Origin of the sequence: Desulfovibrio sp. JC010 (genome assembly GCF_010470675.1) — a bacterium.
Taxonomy (GTDB): Bacteria; Desulfobacterota; Desulfovibrionia; order Desulfovibrionales; family Desulfovibrionaceae; genus Maridesulfovibrio.
Genome location: NZ_VOIQ01000002.1, coordinates 40,986 through 60,035 on the forward strand (window position 1 = coordinate 40,986; position 19,050 = coordinate 60,035).

Annotated in this window: 17 protein-coding genes; 4 read left to right on the top strand and 13 right to left on the bottom strand. The window is 51.3% G+C overall.

Annotation, left to right across the window (positions count from 1 at the left end):
• Positions 1-77: 77 nt before the first annotated feature.
• The 7 genes from FMR86_RS02460 to FMR86_RS02490 form a co-directional block, all read right to left on the bottom strand.
• Positions 78-1,166 (bottom strand): FUSC family protein, encoded by a 1,089-nt coding sequence (locus FMR86_RS02460; RefSeq protein ID WP_163349495.1) that lies wholly within the window; start codon positions 1,164-1,166, stop codon positions 78-80.
• A complete protein-coding gene (locus tag FMR86_RS02465; RefSeq protein ID WP_163349496.1) occupies positions 1,156-2,262 on the bottom strand; it encodes an FUSC family membrane protein in 1,107 nt (368 codons plus the stop codon). The genes FMR86_RS02460 and FMR86_RS02465 overlap by 11 nt, the downstream gene beginning before the upstream one ends.
• Before the next feature lie 47 nt (positions 2,263-2,309).
• A complete protein-coding gene (locus FMR86_RS02470) occupies positions 2,310-2,579 on the bottom strand; it encodes a type II toxin-antitoxin system RelE/ParE family toxin (RefSeq protein ID WP_163349497.1) in 270 nt (89 codons plus the stop codon).
• Positions 2,563-2,790, bottom strand: a complete 228-nt coding sequence (locus FMR86_RS02475; RefSeq protein WP_163349498.1) for a DUF6290 family protein — start codon at positions 2,788-2,790, stop codon at positions 2,563-2,565. Before FMR86_RS02475 ends, FMR86_RS02470 begins: the two co-directional genes overlap by 17 nt.
• 163 nt (positions 2,791-2,953) lie before the next feature.
• Complete coding sequence (locus FMR86_RS02480) at positions 2,954-3,718, bottom strand: amino acid ABC transporter ATP-binding protein (RefSeq protein WP_163349499.1); 765 nt, start codon at positions 3,716-3,718, stop codon at positions 2,954-2,956.
• On the bottom strand, positions 3,719-4,753 hold the full coding sequence (locus tag FMR86_RS02485) for an amino acid ABC transporter permease (protein WP_163349500.1): 1,035 nt from the start codon (positions 4,751-4,753) through the stop codon (positions 3,719-3,721).
• Between the two features lie 3 nt (positions 4,754-4,756).
• A complete protein-coding gene (locus FMR86_RS02490; RefSeq protein WP_163349501.1) occupies positions 4,757-5,548 on the bottom strand; it encodes an amino acid ABC transporter substrate-binding protein in 792 nt (263 codons plus the stop codon).
• A 349-nt stretch (positions 5,549-5,897) separates the two neighbouring features.
• On the opposite strand from FMR86_RS02490, the gene FMR86_RS02495 reads away from it, so the two are divergent.
• Entirely contained in the window at positions 5,898-6,320 is a 423-nt protein-coding gene (locus tag FMR86_RS02495) for an Hsp20/alpha crystallin family protein (RefSeq protein ID WP_163349502.1), read from the top strand.
• A 20-nt stretch (positions 6,321-6,340) separates the two neighbouring features.
• Positions 6,341-8,836: an AAA family ATPase gene (locus FMR86_RS02500; protein ID WP_163349503.1), complete on the top strand. Its 2,496-nt coding sequence runs from the start codon at positions 6,341-6,343 to the stop codon at positions 8,834-8,836.
• Between the two features lie 175 nt (positions 8,837-9,011).
• On the opposite strand, the gene FMR86_RS02505 is transcribed toward FMR86_RS02500, so the two are convergent.
• Both FMR86_RS02505 and FMR86_RS02510 read right to left on the bottom strand, forming a co-directional pair.
• Positions 9,012-11,177, bottom strand: a complete 2,166-nt coding sequence (locus FMR86_RS02505) for a methyl-accepting chemotaxis protein (RefSeq protein WP_163349504.1) — start codon at positions 11,175-11,177, stop codon at positions 9,012-9,014.
• A 176-nt stretch (positions 11,178-11,353) separates the two neighbouring features.
• Positions 11,354-12,460, bottom strand: a complete 1,107-nt coding sequence (locus FMR86_RS02510) for an acyltransferase family protein (protein WP_163349505.1) — start codon at positions 12,458-12,460, stop codon at positions 11,354-11,356.
• A 152-nt stretch (positions 12,461-12,612) separates the two neighbouring features.
• On the opposite strand from FMR86_RS02510, the gene FMR86_RS02515 reads away from it, so the two are divergent.
• Both FMR86_RS02515 and FMR86_RS02520 read left to right on the top strand, forming a co-directional pair.
• A complete protein-coding gene (locus FMR86_RS02515; RefSeq protein WP_163349506.1) occupies positions 12,613-13,332 on the top strand; it encodes a phosphorylase in 720 nt (239 codons plus the stop codon).
• 176 nt (positions 13,333-13,508) lie between these two features.
• A complete protein-coding gene (locus FMR86_RS02520; protein ID WP_163349507.1) occupies positions 13,509-13,706 on the top strand; it encodes a hypothetical protein in 198 nt (65 codons plus the stop codon).
• A 70-nt stretch (positions 13,707-13,776) separates the two neighbouring features.
• Here the strand turns inward: FMR86_RS02520 and hpnH are convergent, their stop codons facing one another.
• From hpnH to FMR86_RS02540, 4 genes are read right to left on the bottom strand one after another with little or no spacing between them, the layout of a single operon-like run.
• Positions 13,777-14,790 carry an adenosyl-hopene transferase HpnH gene (hpnH, locus tag FMR86_RS02525; RefSeq protein WP_163349508.1) on the bottom strand — a complete coding sequence of 338 codons (1,014 nt, stop codon included), beginning with the start codon at positions 14,788-14,790 and terminating at the stop codon, positions 13,777-13,779.
• Positions 14,791-14,826: 36 nt separating this feature from the next.
• Positions 14,827-15,549: a hypothetical protein gene (locus FMR86_RS02530; protein WP_163349509.1), complete on the bottom strand. Its 723-nt coding sequence runs from the start codon at positions 15,547-15,549 to the stop codon at positions 14,827-14,829.
• Positions 15,549-16,328 (bottom strand): phosphate/phosphite/phosphonate ABC transporter substrate-binding protein, encoded by a 780-nt coding sequence (locus FMR86_RS02535; RefSeq protein ID WP_163349510.1) that lies wholly within the window; start codon positions 16,326-16,328, stop codon positions 15,549-15,551. Before FMR86_RS02535 ends, FMR86_RS02530 begins: the two co-directional genes overlap by 1 nt.
• Positions 16,329-16,331: 3 nt before the next feature.
• Positions 16,332-19,028: an MMPL family transporter gene (locus FMR86_RS02540; protein WP_163349511.1), complete on the bottom strand. Its 2,697-nt coding sequence runs from the start codon at positions 19,026-19,028 to the stop codon at positions 16,332-16,334.
• Positions 19,029-19,050: the final 22 nt, after the last annotated feature.

The window sequence follows — 19,050 nt, forward strand, 5'->3', positions numbered from 1 at the left end:
TTTGGGTTCTTAGCCCTGTTTTCAAAAAGGGCTAAGCCGCCGGAGCAAACTCTTTACATCAAAAGCGCGATAGCGCATCAATTCCTTCCATACCGCAGATCATGCATTCTGCGTCCGGCCCGTGAAATCTCGTTGCCCAGCGCGTGGATATTCCAGATAAACGCTGAAACATTGTTGCGCCGCTCAAGGGGTACATCCTCAAATTCGCCCCGGATGCGCGCATCGCTCACTGCGGACATGAACTTATCGATAGCCTTATCAAAATCAGGTTCTTCCGGACAATCTTCCGGGTTCAGGGAATATTGCTCCAGCCAACCGTAATACTCGGCAGCAGCACCAAGGATATCAGTCATGCCCTGCGCAATGGACGGCAGCGGCCCGCCGAACCTGCGGCGAATAATGGTCGACATGGTAATTAAAATGCTGTGCATACGGGTGAAAGTGCGGATCAAGCGGGTCAGTTCGTTACGCTGCCAGCCCTGCAAACCCGGCTCTGCCGCTGCTTCGCGAAATGATTCCGCACAGGTATCGAGCATGGTGGAAGCCTCAATCCTGCTCTGTATTATCTCGGTCTCGCTGACCCCACCCTGCAGGTAGGATTCGGAAAGCTTCTTAAAATGTGTGGACTGTAATTCCACAAGGGTCGCCATCTTGGTACGCAGGTTCTTGCGGGCCATATTTGGCCAGACCCCGAATGATGCGGCGATACCGATACCGATGCCCAGCGCAGTATCCACTATACGCTCCACACCGAACTGCCAGCCGTCCGTAAAAATTGCCCCCAGCATCAAGATTACCCCGGTACTCAAGCACCCGGAAAAAGCGGTATAACTGAAGACCCGCACCAGAATCATCAAGAAGAAAGAAAAAATTATCAAGCCTACCAGCAGCGGCATGGCAGGCTCAAGAAAGAGAATCCCAACACCGACGGCAGCCCCGATGGCCGTACCCCAGAACCTTTTCCAGCCCAGCCGGAGCGTTCCGCCAACTGACGGACGCATGACCACAATCACACTGATCGGCAGCCAGACCGCATGGCGCAGCTCCAGAAAGCGGGCCGCCACAATGGCAACAGTGATTGCCGCCGCAGCCTTGAGAGCATGACGGAACGGCACAGAATCCCAGCGGAACTCCTTCTTTAAAATTGCAAGAGAATCAGCGAACACTGCAGGCTCCTCCCTTGCAACAGAGCTTGCTCATCTCCGCAAACTCAATACTCAGGTTACGCAAACCATAGATCGCGCCCCATGCCTCCAGAAATTCATCACGCAGACCTTCATCACGCTTATAGGCCCCCAGCCGCAGCAGCTCACTTTCCAGATCCGAAATACCTTCATCGATACCGCGCAAATCCACTTCGCCCTTTCCTGTGGAAATGGAGGCCGCCAGCACATCAAAAGCCACCGCGCTTCGTCCGGCAAGGTCGCTGAATTTAAAACGCATATCCCTGAAGACCGGACTGTGCTCCGCAAACTGGCGGCTGTTGGCAAGCCCCACCACTGCTTCAATCATACGCACCAGCAGCGCGTAGAGGGCCGATGGCCCCTCATAACTACCCAACTCCTTTACCGGGTCCACATTCATGGCTTCCATGAATCTGCGGTAGCGACGGATGGATTCCACAGACCGTTCATGAATTTCTAAAAGCTCCTGCAAATCTTCCTCACTGCCCGTTGACGCTGCCACAGCGCGGAAATAGTCCCCGATATCTGTCAAAGCCACCGCCCCGGCCCGGTTGAGTACTTTTTCAGGTTTCATGGGCCAGAGGTGGAAGATAAACAGGTAGGAAACCGTGGCCCCGAAAAGTATCGCCCCGGAACGCTCAAGTCCTGTAAGCAGTGTATCCGGCGAAGTCAGGGCCAGCAGATTGACGATAAGTGTCCCGATAGCGGCAGTCCCGGCAGCCACGCCCAGCACCGGAACAAAAAAGACCGCAAAGGCCAGCAAAAATAAATAGAATTCAAGCCCGACCGGATAATTACCGACCACAGTGGAAACAGGCACAAGGCACATGACAGCGAAAGCAAGCCAGCGGGCCACGGCCTTGCGTTTGGCAAGGGTGCTACCGGCGCGGAAGATGACTACCACCATGGATCCGTAAACCGACCATTGCAAAAACTTGGTGCTCATGCCCACCAGATAAGCCAGCAGCAATGCCACCAGACAGGCGCAGATGGATTTGGCCGCATATTTGGTCATGAACAGGCCCGGATCGACCGGCCTGATGAATATTCTATAAAATTCTGAAACTAGATTACGCATTTGCCTCCGGCGGATGGGAAAAAATTGTGAAATAGAAAACTGGTGCGCTAATGTCCGCCGTACACTTTTTTGCGGTGCCCTATGAGCAAAACAAGGACAACAATTTTCTCATCCTGAATTTCAGCAATAAGACGATAGTTACCGACACGATATTTCCAAAGCCCCGCTAGATCAGCACGCAACGGTGCTCCAAAACTCCTTGGGCCAATCGCTGCGACCCGCTCTACAAGGTATTTTCTAATCCTTTTCTGCGCCTGCCTATCAATTTTTGACAATTCCTTTTCTGCGGCAGCTTCAAACTCAATCTTCCAAGCCAAGACGCTTCTCCACTTCTTCTAATGTGTAAGTGCGACTTTTCCCGGCCTTTATGTCCGCCAGACGCTTTTCAGCAAGATAAATATCTTCCAAATCTTCCAGATATTCCAGAACCGCTTCCCGAATATAAAATGTCTTGGTGCGACCAGTCTGTTCTGCAAGAGCAGTAAGCCGCTGTTCAATTTCTTCCGGCAATCTGATTGAAATAGGCATAACTTTTCCTCCTGCTATACATGTATCGCATGATAACACAAAGTCAACCATATAACACATGGCTAACAACACAAAACCCAAAAAAGGGCCGCGAAATCAAAAAGATTTCACGGCCCTGAATATTTGCAAAATCCTGCCGAATAAAACGGCGAAGCGCATCAAACTACAACAACTTATCCATAAATTCTTTAATTCTGGGATGCTGTGTCTCGGCAGAGAAGAATTCGCCGGGAGTACCTTTGGCGATGAAATCCCCGGTCTCCATGAAGATTACGGTATCGGCAACCTCACGGGCGAAACCCATATTGTGGGTAACGATGACCATGGTCATGCCGTCATCTGCGAGTGAACGGATAGTATCGAAAACCTCACCGACCAATTCCGGGTCAAGGGCAGAAGTAGGCTCGTCAAAAAGCATCATCTTGGGCTTCATGGCCAATGCGCGGGCGATGGCCACACGCTGCTTCTGTCCGCCGGAAAGGGTCACCGGAAAGACGGTAGCACGGTCGGAAAGGCCGACCTTCTCCAGCATCTGCAAAGCGACCTCACGGGCTTCATCCTTGGATTTGCCGAGCACAGTCACCTGCCCTTCCATGACATTCTGCAGAACGGTCATGTGCGGAAACAGATTAAACTGCTGGAAAACCATACCGATCTCGGACCGCAGGGCGCAAAGATTCTTCTGGGAATACAGCACCGGATTGCCGTCTTTATAGGTATAGCCGCAGAGCTTGCCTTCAAAATGGATTTCCCCGGAATCAATGGTTTCGAGGAAGTTCATGGTCCGCAGCAGGGTGGATTTACCGGACCCGCTGGGGCCGACGATAACAACTTTTTCACCCCGGCTGATCTTGAGGTCGATGTTGTTGACCGCAGTCAGTTGGCCGAATTTCTTGACGACTTTTTTGAGTTCTAAAATAGTTTCCATTTAGCGCCTCTCGTATACCCCGACCTTGTATTCGATCTTCTCAAAAAGGAAGGTGAATACGGAGGTGAAAATAAGATAAATACCAGCAGCCATCACCAGTACGGTCACGTTGAAATAAGCATTGAACATCTGGTCCGCAGCGCGCATGAGTTCAACCATGGCGATGGTGGAAACCAGTGCGGTATCCTTGATCAAGGCAATGAATTCATTGGCGATGGGCGGGATAATCCGCTTGTAGGTCTGGGGGATGATGACCCGGCGCATGGTCTGGCCGTAGGACATGCCCAGTGCTTTTGCCGCCTCGGTCTGGCCGTCGTCAATGGACTCGATACCGGCGCGGATGATCTCGGCAAGATATGCGGAATAGTTGATACCCAGACCGATAAGTGCCGCAGCAAGCGGGGAAAGAGTAATGCCGATGGCAGGCAGTCCGTAATAAATAAAAAAGAGCTGCAGCAGAAGGGGGGTGCCGCGGAAAAACCAGATGATAAACCAGCTGAGAGCCATGAACGGCTGCATGCGGCTGATCTTGCCAAGGGCGATAAAAAGACCGCCGATGGGCGACACGATCATGGTGAAGAAGACCAGCAGCAGGGTCATGCTCGCGCCCTTGAGCAGGTTGGGCATGAACCGCTTAAGGTCATCAAGGGTCTTCTGCCATTCAGGCTTGGTCTCACGGTCTAGGGAGGCCAGAAAGTTCTTTGCCTCCACATTATCCGGGTATACAGCAACGACCTGCTCGGCGTAGGAGCGGGCCTTGCCCGGATCTTTCATGGAATAGCTGATGCGTGCAAGCTGCATGCGGGAATACACATACTGCCCGTCATCCCCTTCAGTACCGGGGGCGGGAACCTGCTCGAAAATTTTAACGGCCTCGTCTATCTGACCTACCGTCAGGGCATTACGGGCCTGCTTGAGCAGAGCATCAGCGTCCACACTGGCTGAACTGGCAGCCGGAAAAATCAGAAGTGCAAACAGCAGAAAGAGCGAGGCCAAGGCCCCGCTCTTTCCGAGTTTATTATTTATACTAATCATTTCTTACCATTTAGCGGGGTTGGTGACATCTTCACCGAACCATTTACGGGAGATTTTACCCATGGTGCCGTCAGCGATCATAGCGTCGATGGTTTTCTGTACAGCTGCGCGCAGGGAATCTTCACCCTGACGGAAAGCGATACCGAAAGCTTCGCTGGTGATGTAACCGGGAAGCGCAACATATTTACCGGGACGCTGAGCCATGGAGTAACGGCCTGCGATGTTATCTACAACAACTGCGTCCAGACGACCGGATTCGAGGTCGAGCAGAGCTTTAACGTTGGTGTCGTATTCGCGGATTTCCTTGGCTGCGGGCTTGAGGGACTTGGCAGCCTCAAGAGCGGGGGAACCTTTCTGTACGCCTACAACTTTGCCGCCGAGGTCTTTGTGAGCCTTGATAGCTTTGTTGCCCATGGCGATAACGGCAATCTGGCCGTCCATGATGTAGGGCTTGGAAAAAGAAACTGCTTTCTGGCGTTCGGGGGTAATGGTCATACCGTTCCAGATACAGTCGAACTTTTTAGCGTTCAGGGAGTGGACAACACCGGACCATGCGGTGGGCTGCCATACGATTTTGATACCGAGGCGCTTACCTACTTCTTCAGCAGCGTCAACGTCAAAACCGACCAGTTTACCGTCGTCCTGACGGAAACCCATGGGTGCGAAAGTGTCATCAAGACCGATGGTGAGTTTACCTGCTTTCTGTACTCTTTCGAGGGAACCGTCACCAGCCATAGCGGAGGTTGCGAATGCCAGCATCATTGCAACCATGAGAATTGTTAATACCCTTTTCATGTGTCACTCCTAAGAAAATGTAATTTTCGCTTCTTTAGCATTTACAAAAAGCCATAACGGAAAACACTTCCATCATGCCTTTATAAAATTAGAAGCGATGAACCGAATAGCTTATGAAGCTGGAACATGCAAGACTGTATCTCCTCAAAAACGGAACTTACGCCCCCTTTTTTGTCAAAAATGTGAGGATCATGAAAGAAAACCACCATTTTTCACGCCACAAATTCCGGTTATTACAAATACAACCCGGTTCATACTTTTTCCATGGTAATTGGTTGCTAAGGTTTTTCCCCATGTGTTAGTCTGAAATTAACTGATATTCCCACCTGTTTTAACAAGGAGACTGCACATGCCAAACCTTACTTCGTGGGGAAGCCGGGAACTTGAAAGATTAAAAACAGATATGGACAGGCTATTCAACAGCCTCTGCCATGATTACGGCATCCCGTCCGTATGCGGCATCATAGACTGCACACCGCAGACCAGTATGCGTGAAGAAGGAGAATCACTGGAAGTGAGCACCACCATGCCCGGCTTTCAGGCTGAAGACCTTGAAGTGAAAGTAACCGAGACCTCCATGACCATCGGAGGAAAAAAGAACGTCACCTTTGAAGGGGGACGACAATCCAGCCATTTCAAAAAGACCCTGCCCCTGCCCTGCCGGGTGGACCCGGACAATGTCACCGCCACTTTTAAAGACGGTGTGCTCAAAATTGTGCTCAACAAATGCATCATCAAGCCACAAAAAGTTATTTCCATAACCTCTGAATAGCCATCAGACCGGAGACCGCCATGACCAGTATCCTGAAAGACCGCGAACTGCCGCTTGAAAAACTGAGATGGACCCTCGACCCTGAAGAGCTGCCCTTTAAGACCACTGCCGAACTGACCCCCGAAGATGAAATCATCGGCCAGTGCCGGGGTGTTGAAGCATTCCGCTTCGGCATGGGTATGGGCCTTAAGGGTTACAACATTTTCGTAACCGGCCCTGCTGACACCGGTAAGCAGGCCACGGTAAAAAAAATGATCTCCGAGCTTTCAAAATCCGACAAAAGCCCGGATGACCTGCTTTACGTTAACAATTTCAAAGCTACGGAATCGCCCATCCTGATCCACATGCCAGCCGGGGAAGGAGCTGTTTTCAAGAAACAGATCCATGATTTCCTTGAATCCATCAAGCGCGAGGTGCCTCAGCTTTTTGAAAGTCAGGAATACATAGCCCGCAAAAATGAAATCATTGAGATGCATGAAAAGCAGACCCGTGAATTCTTTCAGGGTGTGGAAGATAAAGTAAAGGATTCCGGTCTGGTTATTGTCAATATGCAGATGGGCCAGTACCAGCGGCCCGATGTGGTTCCGCTGGTGGACGGTGAACCCATCCGCATGATTCAGCTTGAGGAGAAGGTCGAGAAAGGCCGCTTTCCCCGCGAGGAGTTTGAACGGCTCAAGGAAAAACAAAAGGAACTCAAGGAAGAAATCGACAACATCCTCGCACAGGTCCGCAAGCTTCAGAAAGAAGTGAAGAAAAAAAGCGAAGACGTGGACAAGCTTATGTTCATGACTCTCGCTCAGGAGCTGATAGCTCCCCTGCGGGAAAAATATACCGATGCCAAAATAGTCAAATATTTTGATGAAATGCTTGAAGAAATGAGCGGAGACCTCGATTCCATGCGCATGATCGGCAAAAAGCCGCAGGCCGGGGAAGGCGGCATGATGTTCATGCCCCCGCAGGCCGAAGCCATCCTGCATCCCTATCAGGTCAACCTGCTGGTGGACAACACCGAGCAGGACAGCCCTCCGGTGATCTTCGAATCCTACCCCACCTACCGCAACCTGTTCGGCTCCATTGAACGGGTTATGGATCGCCACGGCGGCTGGCGCACGGATTTCACCAAAATCAAGGCCGGGTCTTTCATCAAGGCCAACGGCGGCTATCTGGTCATCAACCTCATGGACGCCATTGTGGAGCCGGGTGTCTGGCCCACGCTCAAGCGTTCGCTCAAAACCGAAAAAATCGAAATCCAGACCTTCGACCCCTACTACTTCATATCCTCCACCGGACTGAAACCGGAACCCATTGATATGGATGTAAAGGTGGTCGTACTGGGGGAACCGTACCTCTACCAGCTGCTGCGCCATTACGATCCCGACGTCCCTAAGATTTTCAAGGTCCGTGCGGACTTTGAAACTTCCATGGACCGGGACACCGAAGCCATCAATTCCGTATCCAACTTCATCAGCCGCATGGTGAAAAAAGACGAACTCATGAATTTTGACCGCAGCGGCGTGGCCGCCATCATTGAACAGGCCGTGCGCATGTCCGGCAGGCAGGAAAAAATAACCACCGCCTTCCCGCTGCTGGCCGACCTGCTCGGCGAAGCCAGCTACTACGCAGCCCGCAACGGTTCTACCGCCGTGGGAGCAAAGCACGTGGATCAGGCCCTTGATGCCCACCGCAAGCGTTCAAACCAGACCGAAGAACGGCTGCAGGAAATGATCGACCGCGGCTCCCTCTATGTTGACACTGACGGCGCGGTAACCGGGCAGGTCAACGGACTGGCCGTGTATTCCATGGGTGATTATTCCTTCGGCAAGCCCTCACGTATCACCGCCGTAACCGCCATGGGCAAGGGCGGCATCATTAATATTGAACGTGAAGCCGATATGTCCGGCCCGACCCATAATAAAGGTATCTTCATCCTTTCCGGCTTCCTACGCCGCCAGTTCGCACAGGACAAGCCGCTCTCCCTGACCGCCAGTATCGCTTTTGAGCAAAACTACGGCGGCATTGACGGTGACTCGGCCTCCTCCACCGAACTTTACGCCCTGCTCTCCTCGCTGGCCGAAGTGCCCATCCGGCAGGATATCGCCGTCACCGGATCGGTGAACCAGAAAGGCGAAGTCCAGCCCATCGGCGGGGTCAACCAGAAGGTGGAAGGATTCTACCTCTGCTGCAAACATGCAGGTCTGACCGGAAAGCAGGGAGTCATGATCCCCGAACCCAACGTCAAGGACCTCATGCTGCGCAAGGAAGTTGTTCAGGCCGTAAAGGAAGGCAAGTTCCATATCTGGTCGGTGGAAAACATCGAGCAGGGAATTGAAATCCTCACCGGAGTGGCCGCAGGCGAAAAGGACGCAGAAGGCAAGTATGCCGAGGATTCCATCTACGGCAAGGCAGACGCAAGACTCATCGAACTGGCCGAAGGCTTGAAGAACTTCGGTGCATCTGATGATGAGAAGGATGAAGAGAAAAAGGAAAGCGGCGGCTCGTGCGGCTGCGGGAAATAAGATGCCTCCGGCGGCTCTCCGAGGGCTTAAACCCTTTTGCAAAAGGGTTTAAGAATCCCAAAACCTTTTAATAAGCTTCGCATGTAGCTTATTGAAAGTGTCTTTCAAATTAAAAACCCCGGCAATATCTTCTATGATATTGCCGGGGTCTTAACTTGGATTTGCGGACTAGGATTTACGAATTACGCAGTTCCTCAATCAGCGTGCTCAATTGTTCGCCAAGACGCATCAACTCTTCAACTGCTGTTGCGGATTCCCGCATAGCCTGAGCATTATCGTTGGCGATAAGGTTTACTTCCTCAATACCGCGGGTAATCTGTTCACTGGCTGCAGACTGCTCTTCGGATGCTGTTGCAATGCTGCGAACCTGTTCCGAAGTGGTTTCAACAATCTCAACGATCTCTTCAAGACTTTCCCCGGCCTTGCCTGCCAGGTCCGTGCTGGAACCGACTATTTCTGCGGCACTGCCCATCTTGTCGATATTTCTGCGGGTTTCAGACTGAATCGAATGTACGGCCTGCCCGACTTCCTGCGTGGCCTGCATGGTTTTTTCCGCCAGCTTACGAACCTCGTCAGCAACAACGGCAAACCCACGCCCGGCCTCGCCCGCACGTGCAGCCTCAATTGCCGCGTTCAAGGCCAGCAGGTTGGTCTGGTCGGCAATATCGGTAATCACGGTAATTACCTGTGAGATACCGTCCGCATGCCCGCCCAGCACATCAAGCCCGGCGACCATCTCTTCAGTATGCTTATTCACTGCAGAAATAGCCTCAACAACATTGGCTACAATTTCACCGCCGTCTTCTGCTTTATTCTTTGCATTCAGCGCACTTTCGGAAGCATCCCCGGCACTGCGGGCGACCTCCAGAACACTGGCATTCATCTGCTCCATGGCAGTAGCTGATTCGGAAGTGCGTTCACGCTGGGTTTCCGAGCCACGGTTGGATTCATCAATCTGGGCGGTCAACTCATGGGTTGCGCTGGAAACCTGTGAAACAATACCGGAAAGCTGCTCGGCAGCCTGAAGCATACCTTCACGCTTGGCATTCTCGGCTTCGGCGCGGGCTTCATCCGCCTCGCGCAAGGCAACCTGCGCTTTATCGGTCTGCTGCTGGGCCTCTTCAGCCATTTTTTCAGACTTGGAGATGTTGTCCACAAGGGAAACCAGCATATCCCGCAAAGAAACATTCAGATCAAGCAGTTCCCCGCCGAACATGGAATCATCAAGCCTGACATCAAAATTACCTCCGGCAACCTCTTTGGCAGCACCGGCCATAACCCCGATGGGCTTGGAAATGGAACGGGCCACAAAATACACAGCAATAAGCACCAGAACAAATGCCAGAAAACCGATCACAATAAGGTCATAAGTAAGACTGTGTGCTGAGGCGAGAATCTTATCCATAGGAGCACTGACCGCCAGATACCAACGCTGACCGGTCCCGGGAAATTCTACCGGAACATACTGCACCATGGACATGAGCCCGGTTGCAGCGGCTTTGCGAAATTCAAGAAACGGCTCCCCGGCCCTGACAGCCCTTTTCAAAGCGGCTTCATCCTGAAAGGATGCAACATCATATAGATTTTTACCCAGAAATTCTTCTTTGGGATGATAAATAAAATCTCCGCTGGGAGTCGTAAGCCATGCATACCCGGATTCATAAGGTTTAATCTGAGAAACAAGATCCATAATACTGGTGATGGGTAAGTCAGCACAAACAACCCCTTGAAAAGCACCGTTAACCATAATCGGCGAACAGATACTGATCATGGTCACATCCTTCCCGCCTACATTATATGTGTAGGGATCAGTTATATACGTCCGACGAAACTCCTTAGGCTTAAGGTAATAGTCACCGTCACCGGGCACGTCGTATCCAACCAATGGTTCAACTTTAATGCTTCCGCCGTCCCTGAAAACGTACGGGACAAAACGGCCGCTTGCATCATGGTTGGCAGTTCCGGCGTATTCCGCATCGCGCCCGTCAAAGGCATCGGGTTCCCATCCCACGCAAGCACCGACAAACTCGGGGTTGGCAGAAACAAATCCTCTAAGCATGGAGATAACACTGTCCCGGTCGATATTAATATTATCGGTCTTGAGTCCGGCAAATGCTTCGGCTAACCCCTGGGCCTGATTCTGCCCCTTTGCCACATAGGCCAGAACCTTTTCGCCGTATGTTCCGGCAAGCCCGTTAAGCTCTCTTTTGGCTACATCTTCAATGGCACCTGAACTCTTATAAGTTGCAACAACCTCAACACTGACAAGAGTGATCAGCAGCAAGGCGGACACGGGTAATAAAATTTTGTACAACATTTTTAAATTTCTGAACCAGCCCATCAAATCCCTCCTGAAATTATAGCTTTAATGAACCCAGATGCCATTATTATGCTTGAGATTACATGAAAGATAAAAATAAGTCACAACTAAAACTGAAAAAACATAACAAAACAAACGCCCCGCTCAACCAAGAACGGGGCGTGACTAATACATTAAGTATAAACTAAAAAAGACACCTACAAAACCGAAGAAATCCCCTTAACCTTCTTGAGAGCCACAGTCAGCACCCAGCAAAACGCAGTGGAACTTACAAGCAGGATGGGTGCCTTTACAAACGGAGAAGCATCCATATTCAACAGGTAGTAAGCCCCGTAATATACAGCCAGCGAATGGAAGAGATAAAGTCCGTAGGAACTGGCGGAGAAGAATCGCCAAAATCCGTTGGAGCTGCTCACAAACGCTTTGAACAGAGCTGTCCCGGCCATGAGTGTGCTGTAAGCAAAAACATTGAATCCCAGCGCATTGCCGAGCTGGATGGGCAGTTCAGTGCCGCGGGTAGCCATCATGCCTTTAAAAGTCAGATACACAACAGCTGAGACAAGACAGACTATGAGCCATGGCAGCAGTTTCGGGGTATAGCCCTGCCGGGTGAACCAGTTGCGCTTCCATGCAAGAACGCCCAACCCGAAATAAAACAAATAAATAAGCAAACGCACTGGCTGAAAAACAATCAGATAACAATCGGTAATCCACTTATCCACTGGAAAAAACTGGTTCATACCCAGAAAGTACCCGGCGGAAACAGATATAAACAGAATCGGAAATAACGGAGATGGATTACGGCTGACCCGTGGCGGGCTCTGCAGTCCCGGAAAAAGACGATAGCAGCCACAGAGAATCAGATAAAACATGACCAGCAGACCGAGAAACCAGAACACGGACTGGCTGTACAGTGGACCCCAGAACGGCCCGGCCCAGAATTCCATATACCCGGGAGCCTTGCCCCTTGAAAGCAGGATCATGTACATGGCCGGGGGCGAAAGAAAAAGCACACCCAACACCCACGGAATAATGATCCGCCGGAACTTACCGACCCAGAACCTGTGCTGGCCGTGCTTCTGCAGGGACGGCAGGGCAAAGTATCCGGCAAGAAAGAACATCACAGCCATGATGGGGACATCGATGAGCATTACCGCATAGGTGAAAAACATGCTCTGTGCCGGATCAATAACAAACCACCAGCTCGGGGCGAACTTCATATAACAGAGTGACACGTGCAGGACCACGACCAGAAAAATGACCACAGCCCGCAGATTGTCCAGAAAATACATTCGTTGATTCATAGTGATTACACCTTTTATTAACATCTCAAACAATAATCACTGACTACCTCTCCTCAAAACTCAAGTCAAACCCGGACATCGGAACATTGTACAACTTTACCCATCCTAAGAAGTCATCTATTATCCGCGCAAGACATTGAGAAGGACAAACAATGACAATAAAAAAAATAGCCATCGTCGCGGCCATGGGACAGGAAGCACTGGCCCTCTGCCCTAACCCGAAACGCGGAACTTCCGGTAATTATCCACTGCTTACAGGAAATATTTCAAGCACCATAGAATACAGCTGCATTGTATCAGGCATAGGCATCCGGCGTGCATCTGAAGCGGCAAAACTTCTCTGCGCTGAAAAACCGGATTTAATCATGAGCATCGGGGTGTCCGGGGGCCTTGCTGCTGACCTCCATGCCGGTTCGCTCGTGGCTGCATCATCCATTGGTTCAGATCTGACAGAATTTGAAGCATGGTCCGGGAAGAAAAAAGATGTGGAGATCTGCACAGAACTTATCCCCGGCTGGGCAGAGCTGCAATCAGGCAAACTGATCACCGCCCGCAGACCGCTGCTTACCACGCGAGACAAATCCGCCATGCACAAGAGCAGCAAAGCATTGGCCGTGGATATGGAATCCATCGCAGTGGCACAAGCGGCAAAACAGGCCGGAATCCCCTTCGGCTGTATCCGGGCCATCAGCGATGACAGCAAACGGTCCATCCCGGAAGAATCACTGATCGGAGTTGATGAATCGGGAAAAACCAAGCTCGGCCCTATCCTTAAAGCCATAGCCAAACGGCCCGGTCTGATATTCGAACTGGTCCCCGTGGGGCGTGATTATTCAAAGGCTTTAAAAAGTTTGGGAAAAGTTTTTAAATAATACTATTTTAATTTGAATCCGGTCATTTTTTCGTCTGCCAACCAACTATTACATCAAATCATATTGACGAACATCTACTACATAGACATATCGATTCAAACAAATAAACACTGGGTATCATATGAAAAAATCTCTTTCTCATTATATTTCTACTTACAATTGCCTGCACCGGATGTGTGGAGATAAAAATTACTGCCCGGCATGCTTTATATTCAACTCAAGCACCATCATCAATAATAGATACTGCTTTTGGGGCTACCCGCTTTAATCCCAACGCACTCACCAGTGAACAGATCCACTACTTTAATGCTGTAGATGAAGAACTGACCTCAGAGATTACCATCAGAAGATTTCAAGACAGCGATCTGCAATAATTAAATATACGCAACAAAAAAAGCCCGCTGAAGCGAACTTCAGCGGGCTTTTTTACAATCAATCTAAGTACTAACCCACATCCACACCTTTCAAAGCCAGCATTGCGCCTTTGAGGGGACGTTTTACTGAATCGGCAACCGCGGTGGGTTCGAAGCCGCAGTGGACCATGCAGTTTGCGCAGCGGGGATCGTTACCCACGCCGAACTTATCCCAGTCGGTCTGCTCCATGAGTTCTTTGTAGGAAGAGACAAAGCCGTCTTCCAGCAGATAGCAGGGACGCTGCCAGCCGAGAACGGAACGGGAGGGGTTGCCCCACGGGGAGCACTTGTAATTCTGGTTTCCGGCCAGAAAATCAAGATAGAAGCTGCTGTGTGAGAAATCCCAGTTTTTGCCCTTGCCGAGCTTGAAAATCTCCCGGAAAAGTTTCACAGACTGGTCACGGGTCAGGAAGCTATCCTGATCAGCGGCAGCCTCGTAGCTGAATGCTGCGGAAAGGGTCATGCCGTCAATTTTTAGGTCCATGAGGAAATCAAAAAATTCTGCTGCGTTCTCAGCAGTCTGCCCGCCGAAGAGGGTGGTGTTGGTTACAACCCGGAACCCTTTGGACTTGAGCATCTTGATCACGGAAACGCTGTTATCAAAAACCCCGTCCTTGCAGACGATTTTGTCGTGAATCTCTTTCTGTCCGTCCAGATGGAGGTTGAAAGTCAGGTACGGGCTGGGGGTAAATTCATGAATGCGCTGCGGAACAAGCAGACCGTTTGTACACAGGTATACAAACTTTTTACGCTTGATCAGCTCTTCCACAATCTTAGGCATATCAGGGTGCAGCAGCGGCTCACCGCCGGGAATGGAAACAATAGGCGCACCGCATTCTTCCACGGCGTCAATACATTCCTGCACGGAAAGACGCTTGTTCATGATTTCCGGCGGATGCCCGATTTTACCGCAGCCCTTGCAGCGCAGGTTGCACTGAAAAAGGGGTTCGAGCATGAGTACCAGCGGGTAATGCTTATTACCTTTCAAGGTCTGGGTGAGAATGTATTTACCGAGTCTAGCTACTTGAATTGCAGGAATTGCCAAGGTCTTAACCTCATTTCCGCCGCATGGGGGCGGGTTTTATTTTTCAGCGGTCTTTCGTGCCTCACAGGCTTTGACCAGCTTTTTACAGGAATCAACTTTTAATAACTTTTCATCAAAGCATTTGCTTTGCAGGGCCTTGTCGTAATGTGTGCAGGCTTCCTCCACTTCATCGTCCTCAAGTAAAGCTGTTGCCAGCCCAAGACGGTTCATGGCAAAATCCGGCGCGACTTTAACGGCCTTTTCGTAATACTCCAGCGCGTTATCCATATCCCCGATACTGATGGGCGCGGAAGGTGCTTTCAAATAAAGCTCACCCAGAAAACGATCCGGGCCTCCATGATCCACCTGCGGAGAAAGTTTGGACGCTGCGATTGCTTCTTGCTCCATCTGCGGCACAAGGTCAAGACCCTTCATGGGAGCAAGCTGAGCCTCTTTAGCAATTAAATAAGCCAAAAGATAGTGGCCCAGACCGGATTGCTTATTTTTACCCAGAAAAGACCTCAATTTTGCCTGTGAAGATTTTGCGTAATCAGCGGACTTGACGGCTCCGCTCTCCAGCAGCCATGCCGAACAGGCCGCCCCTTGCAGGATATCGTTATCCTTGGAAGAATTGGAAAGCACTTCGGCCTGAGCCCGTGAACACGGTTTCCAGAGCACCACTCCGTCCGCATCATATTCATAAAGGGGCAGGTCATATTTCGCTGAACATCCGCAAACAAGCAGCACCAGCAGCAACGGTAGTAAGCGCAGCAACTTCATTATCTCAAATCCTTATCAGCAGGGTTGAAACCGGAAGTCTGGAGCAGCTTAAGCAGTTCCCTGGCAGCCGGGTCTTTATCCATGCCCAGCAGCACAGCCTGAAGCCGGAAAGCGTCATCGGTGGTTTTGTCGAACCAGACCACCGGGCTGTTGGGCAGCTGCGCAGAAGTATAAATAACCTTGGTATTGGAATAACGGTCCGAATCCTTGATCACCGAATACTGTACAGAGTCCAGCACCACACCGGCAATCTTACCTTTATTCACCTTACGAAGCATACGCAGTGCCTTGTGCGTACCTTCCATGCTGAATTTCCCACCTTCTCTTCCGGCAAAGAGTATCTCCATGGCCTGCGGGGTGTAGAGCATGGAACCATAGACCCTGCCCTGAACAGCGTCCGGGGACCCGGGACCGTCAGCGGGTACGATCATCCGCCAGACATCCTTTTCCATGCCCTGCGGCAGAGTGGACGCCACCGGGGTCATGGCGAATTTGTCTGCGTATGTTTTAAAGAAGGTCAGCCCGCAGATAGACCATGCGGGCTTGTTTTTTCCAAGATATTCAAGAGCAGCGTTCAGGTCATTGTAATAAACGCCTTGAACCTTCTCGCCCAGCCGGGCGGAAAGATATTTACCCAGTTCATCCATTACCGGCTGCGCTTCGGCTGTTGTACCCGGCTGACCGGGCTGGATGATGGCAAAATCAAATCTTCCGGCGGAAGCAGCAGAACTCAGTCCGAGCAGCAGAACAAATACAAGTGCGATAACTTTTCTGTACATAAACTACTTTCCTTTAATCCTTTCAATCAATCTGAACACAGCGGGCAGAACCACCATGCAGCCCACAAGACAGGTGGCAGACCCGGTAACCATAATGCCGCCCAGCGAAGCAAGGCCGCGATGGTGGGCCAAAAGCAGTCCCCCGAACCCGATCATTGTGGTGCAGAAACTAAGCCCCACCGCCACCGGAGTGCTGGTATGGTAAAGCCGCTCCCCTTGGGAAAGCTCTTTCCAGCGGGCCAGAAAATGGACTCCGCCGTCAACACCGATGGCGATAAGTACAGGAATAGCAAAGAAATTGGCTAAATTAAAGCTCAGTCCGGTAATTCCCATGATCTCCAGCAGCCAGAAAATCCCGGCAAACAAGGGAACAAGAGTCAGCAGAACATAACTGATGCTGAATGAACTTAAGAAAAGAATGGCCGAAACCAGAATGATGGTCAGCCCTGCGGCCTCAAGAAAGGTCTCGCGCATAAGCAGAGAGGATTCAAGAACCACCACCGGAACCCCGGTCACTTCGGGGTCGATCCTGCGCAGGTCGGCCACGAATCCGGTCAGTTTGTCAAAATCCCAGACATTGCCTACCGGAGAAATCTTGACCATAAAGCTGCCGTCCTTGCCAACATAAAGGGAACGTAAATGTTCGGGCAGGTCATTCGGGTCAACGGACTTCACTTCCAGAATTTCCTTAAGCCATGCAAATGAGCCGGAAAGCTCGCTGACCAGCCGGGCCTGAAGCGGAGTCAGGTTGACTGCATCTGCAGGATTTTTTTCAAGTATCTCAAGGCAGGAATCTGCCCGGTCAATGATCTCACCGACTTTTTCCAGCTCCGCTTTGGCCCCGGCGGAAAAGAGTTTTTCCTCCAGTCCTTCAAGGGATTCAATCAGGTTCTCAAGCCCGGACACAACTTCGGAAGGCACAAGGGATGAATTGCGTGCTTCAAGATTGATTCCGGCCAGTGCTTCCGCTTCACCGCGCAGGATTTCTGCTTTTTCCTGCTGGCCTTCGGGCAGAAAGCCGAGAATGGAATCAACGCGGCCCACCGAAGGGATCTGCTTGAGTTCAGCAATGAGTGATTTTACGGATTCCAAATCCGGGCGGGTCATCACCGCGAACCAAGTGGATTCATCGGAATCATTGATCAGAACATGTTCGTACTCAACAGACTCCAGACCTTCAGCCTGAAGATCCAGCAGATTGTAGTTGAATCCGGCCTTCTGGAATCCGGGAAAAGCCAGCGCGGTCAGGACCGCAAAAACCAGCAGTACGGTTACCGGGCGGGAAATAATCTTTTCCATGAAGGGCATGGTGGCCATGCGCGGACGCGAAGACGGGAACCAGTTGCGCCGCCCGGCAATAAGCATCATGGAAGGCAGTACGGTAAGCATGGAAATCAGGCAGAAAATAATCCCGGTTCCGCCCACAAGGCCCAGTTCGGCCAGCCCCACAAACTCCTGTCCCAGCACGGCGTAGAAAGCACAGACCGAAGTCAGCCCGCCCAGCAATACACCGGGGCCGGTATGGACGAGGGCTTCTTCCACTGCCTCATCAGGAGACAACCCCGAATCCGAAGCCTCCACATAACGCATGACAATATGGATACCGAAATCCACACCGATACCGACCAGCACAAGGGCAAATACAATGGAAAGCAGATTCAGGCTGCCCAGCGCGACCAGCGTGAACCCGAAGGTCCAGGCCATGGCGCAAAAAAGCGAGCCCATAACCAGCATGGGCCGCAGCCAGCCGTGCAGGATGAACATGAACATCAGCCCGACCACAACCACTGAAATAATGGCCGCAATGGTCATATCCTGATCGGTAGTATGCATTTCATCGGCGGAAAGTACCGGGCGTCCGGTGAGTCCGGCCTCAACTTCCGGGAACTCAGTCCGCACTGTTTCAAGGGATGAGCGCACAAAATTAAGCGAAGGTCCGATCACATCCATAACCCGGAAATCCTTCTTGGGCAGGATACGCATGATCAGCAGCTTGCCGTTGCGGGTGAAGAAATACTGGATTCCGGCCTTGTCGAGATCGAAAACCGGGGCATTCATGGTTTCAAGGGTCGGCCCGGAAACAAGGGAAGACTGCATCTCGCCCACAAGATTATCCACTGCGCCGATAAACGGACCGAACATTTCCGGTCCGGCACTGCCGCCCTGCTCTGTGCCTTTTTTGCCGCTAAGCAGATCAGCTGTCATGTTCAGAAAACGAGTCAGTCCCGGTTCTTCAAACCATTCCTTACCCAGCGGACCGAAATCACGGGCAAGGGATACGAACTGGCGCAGCTCGTCCGAAGAGGCGAACATGAGCACCCCCGGCCCCATGTCACGGGCGGACATGGCGTAGTGCACTTCCTTGACCAGATCGGGACGTTTCTTGAGTTTAGTGGCGAGAGTGGCGGCAAACTTGGCGGCCTTATCCTTCCCCGCATCAGTGCCCCCGGTCTTAATGACCACAAACATGTATTCCTGATCACCGAAATTCTTAATCTGCTCAAGATTGCGCTTCTGAAAGGGAAGCTCGTGGGAAATGAGGTTGTCCTGATCGCTGTCCAGCTTCAGCCAGAGAGCGGAAGAAGCGGCGCAGACAGCGGCCATCAACACAGCGCACAGAACAATGGCAACAGGTGCCTTGCGGACCAGCCCCCAGATGGAGCGAATTACTTTCTCTAAAACATTATAAAAAATATTCATTAAATTCTGCCCGCTGCGGGAG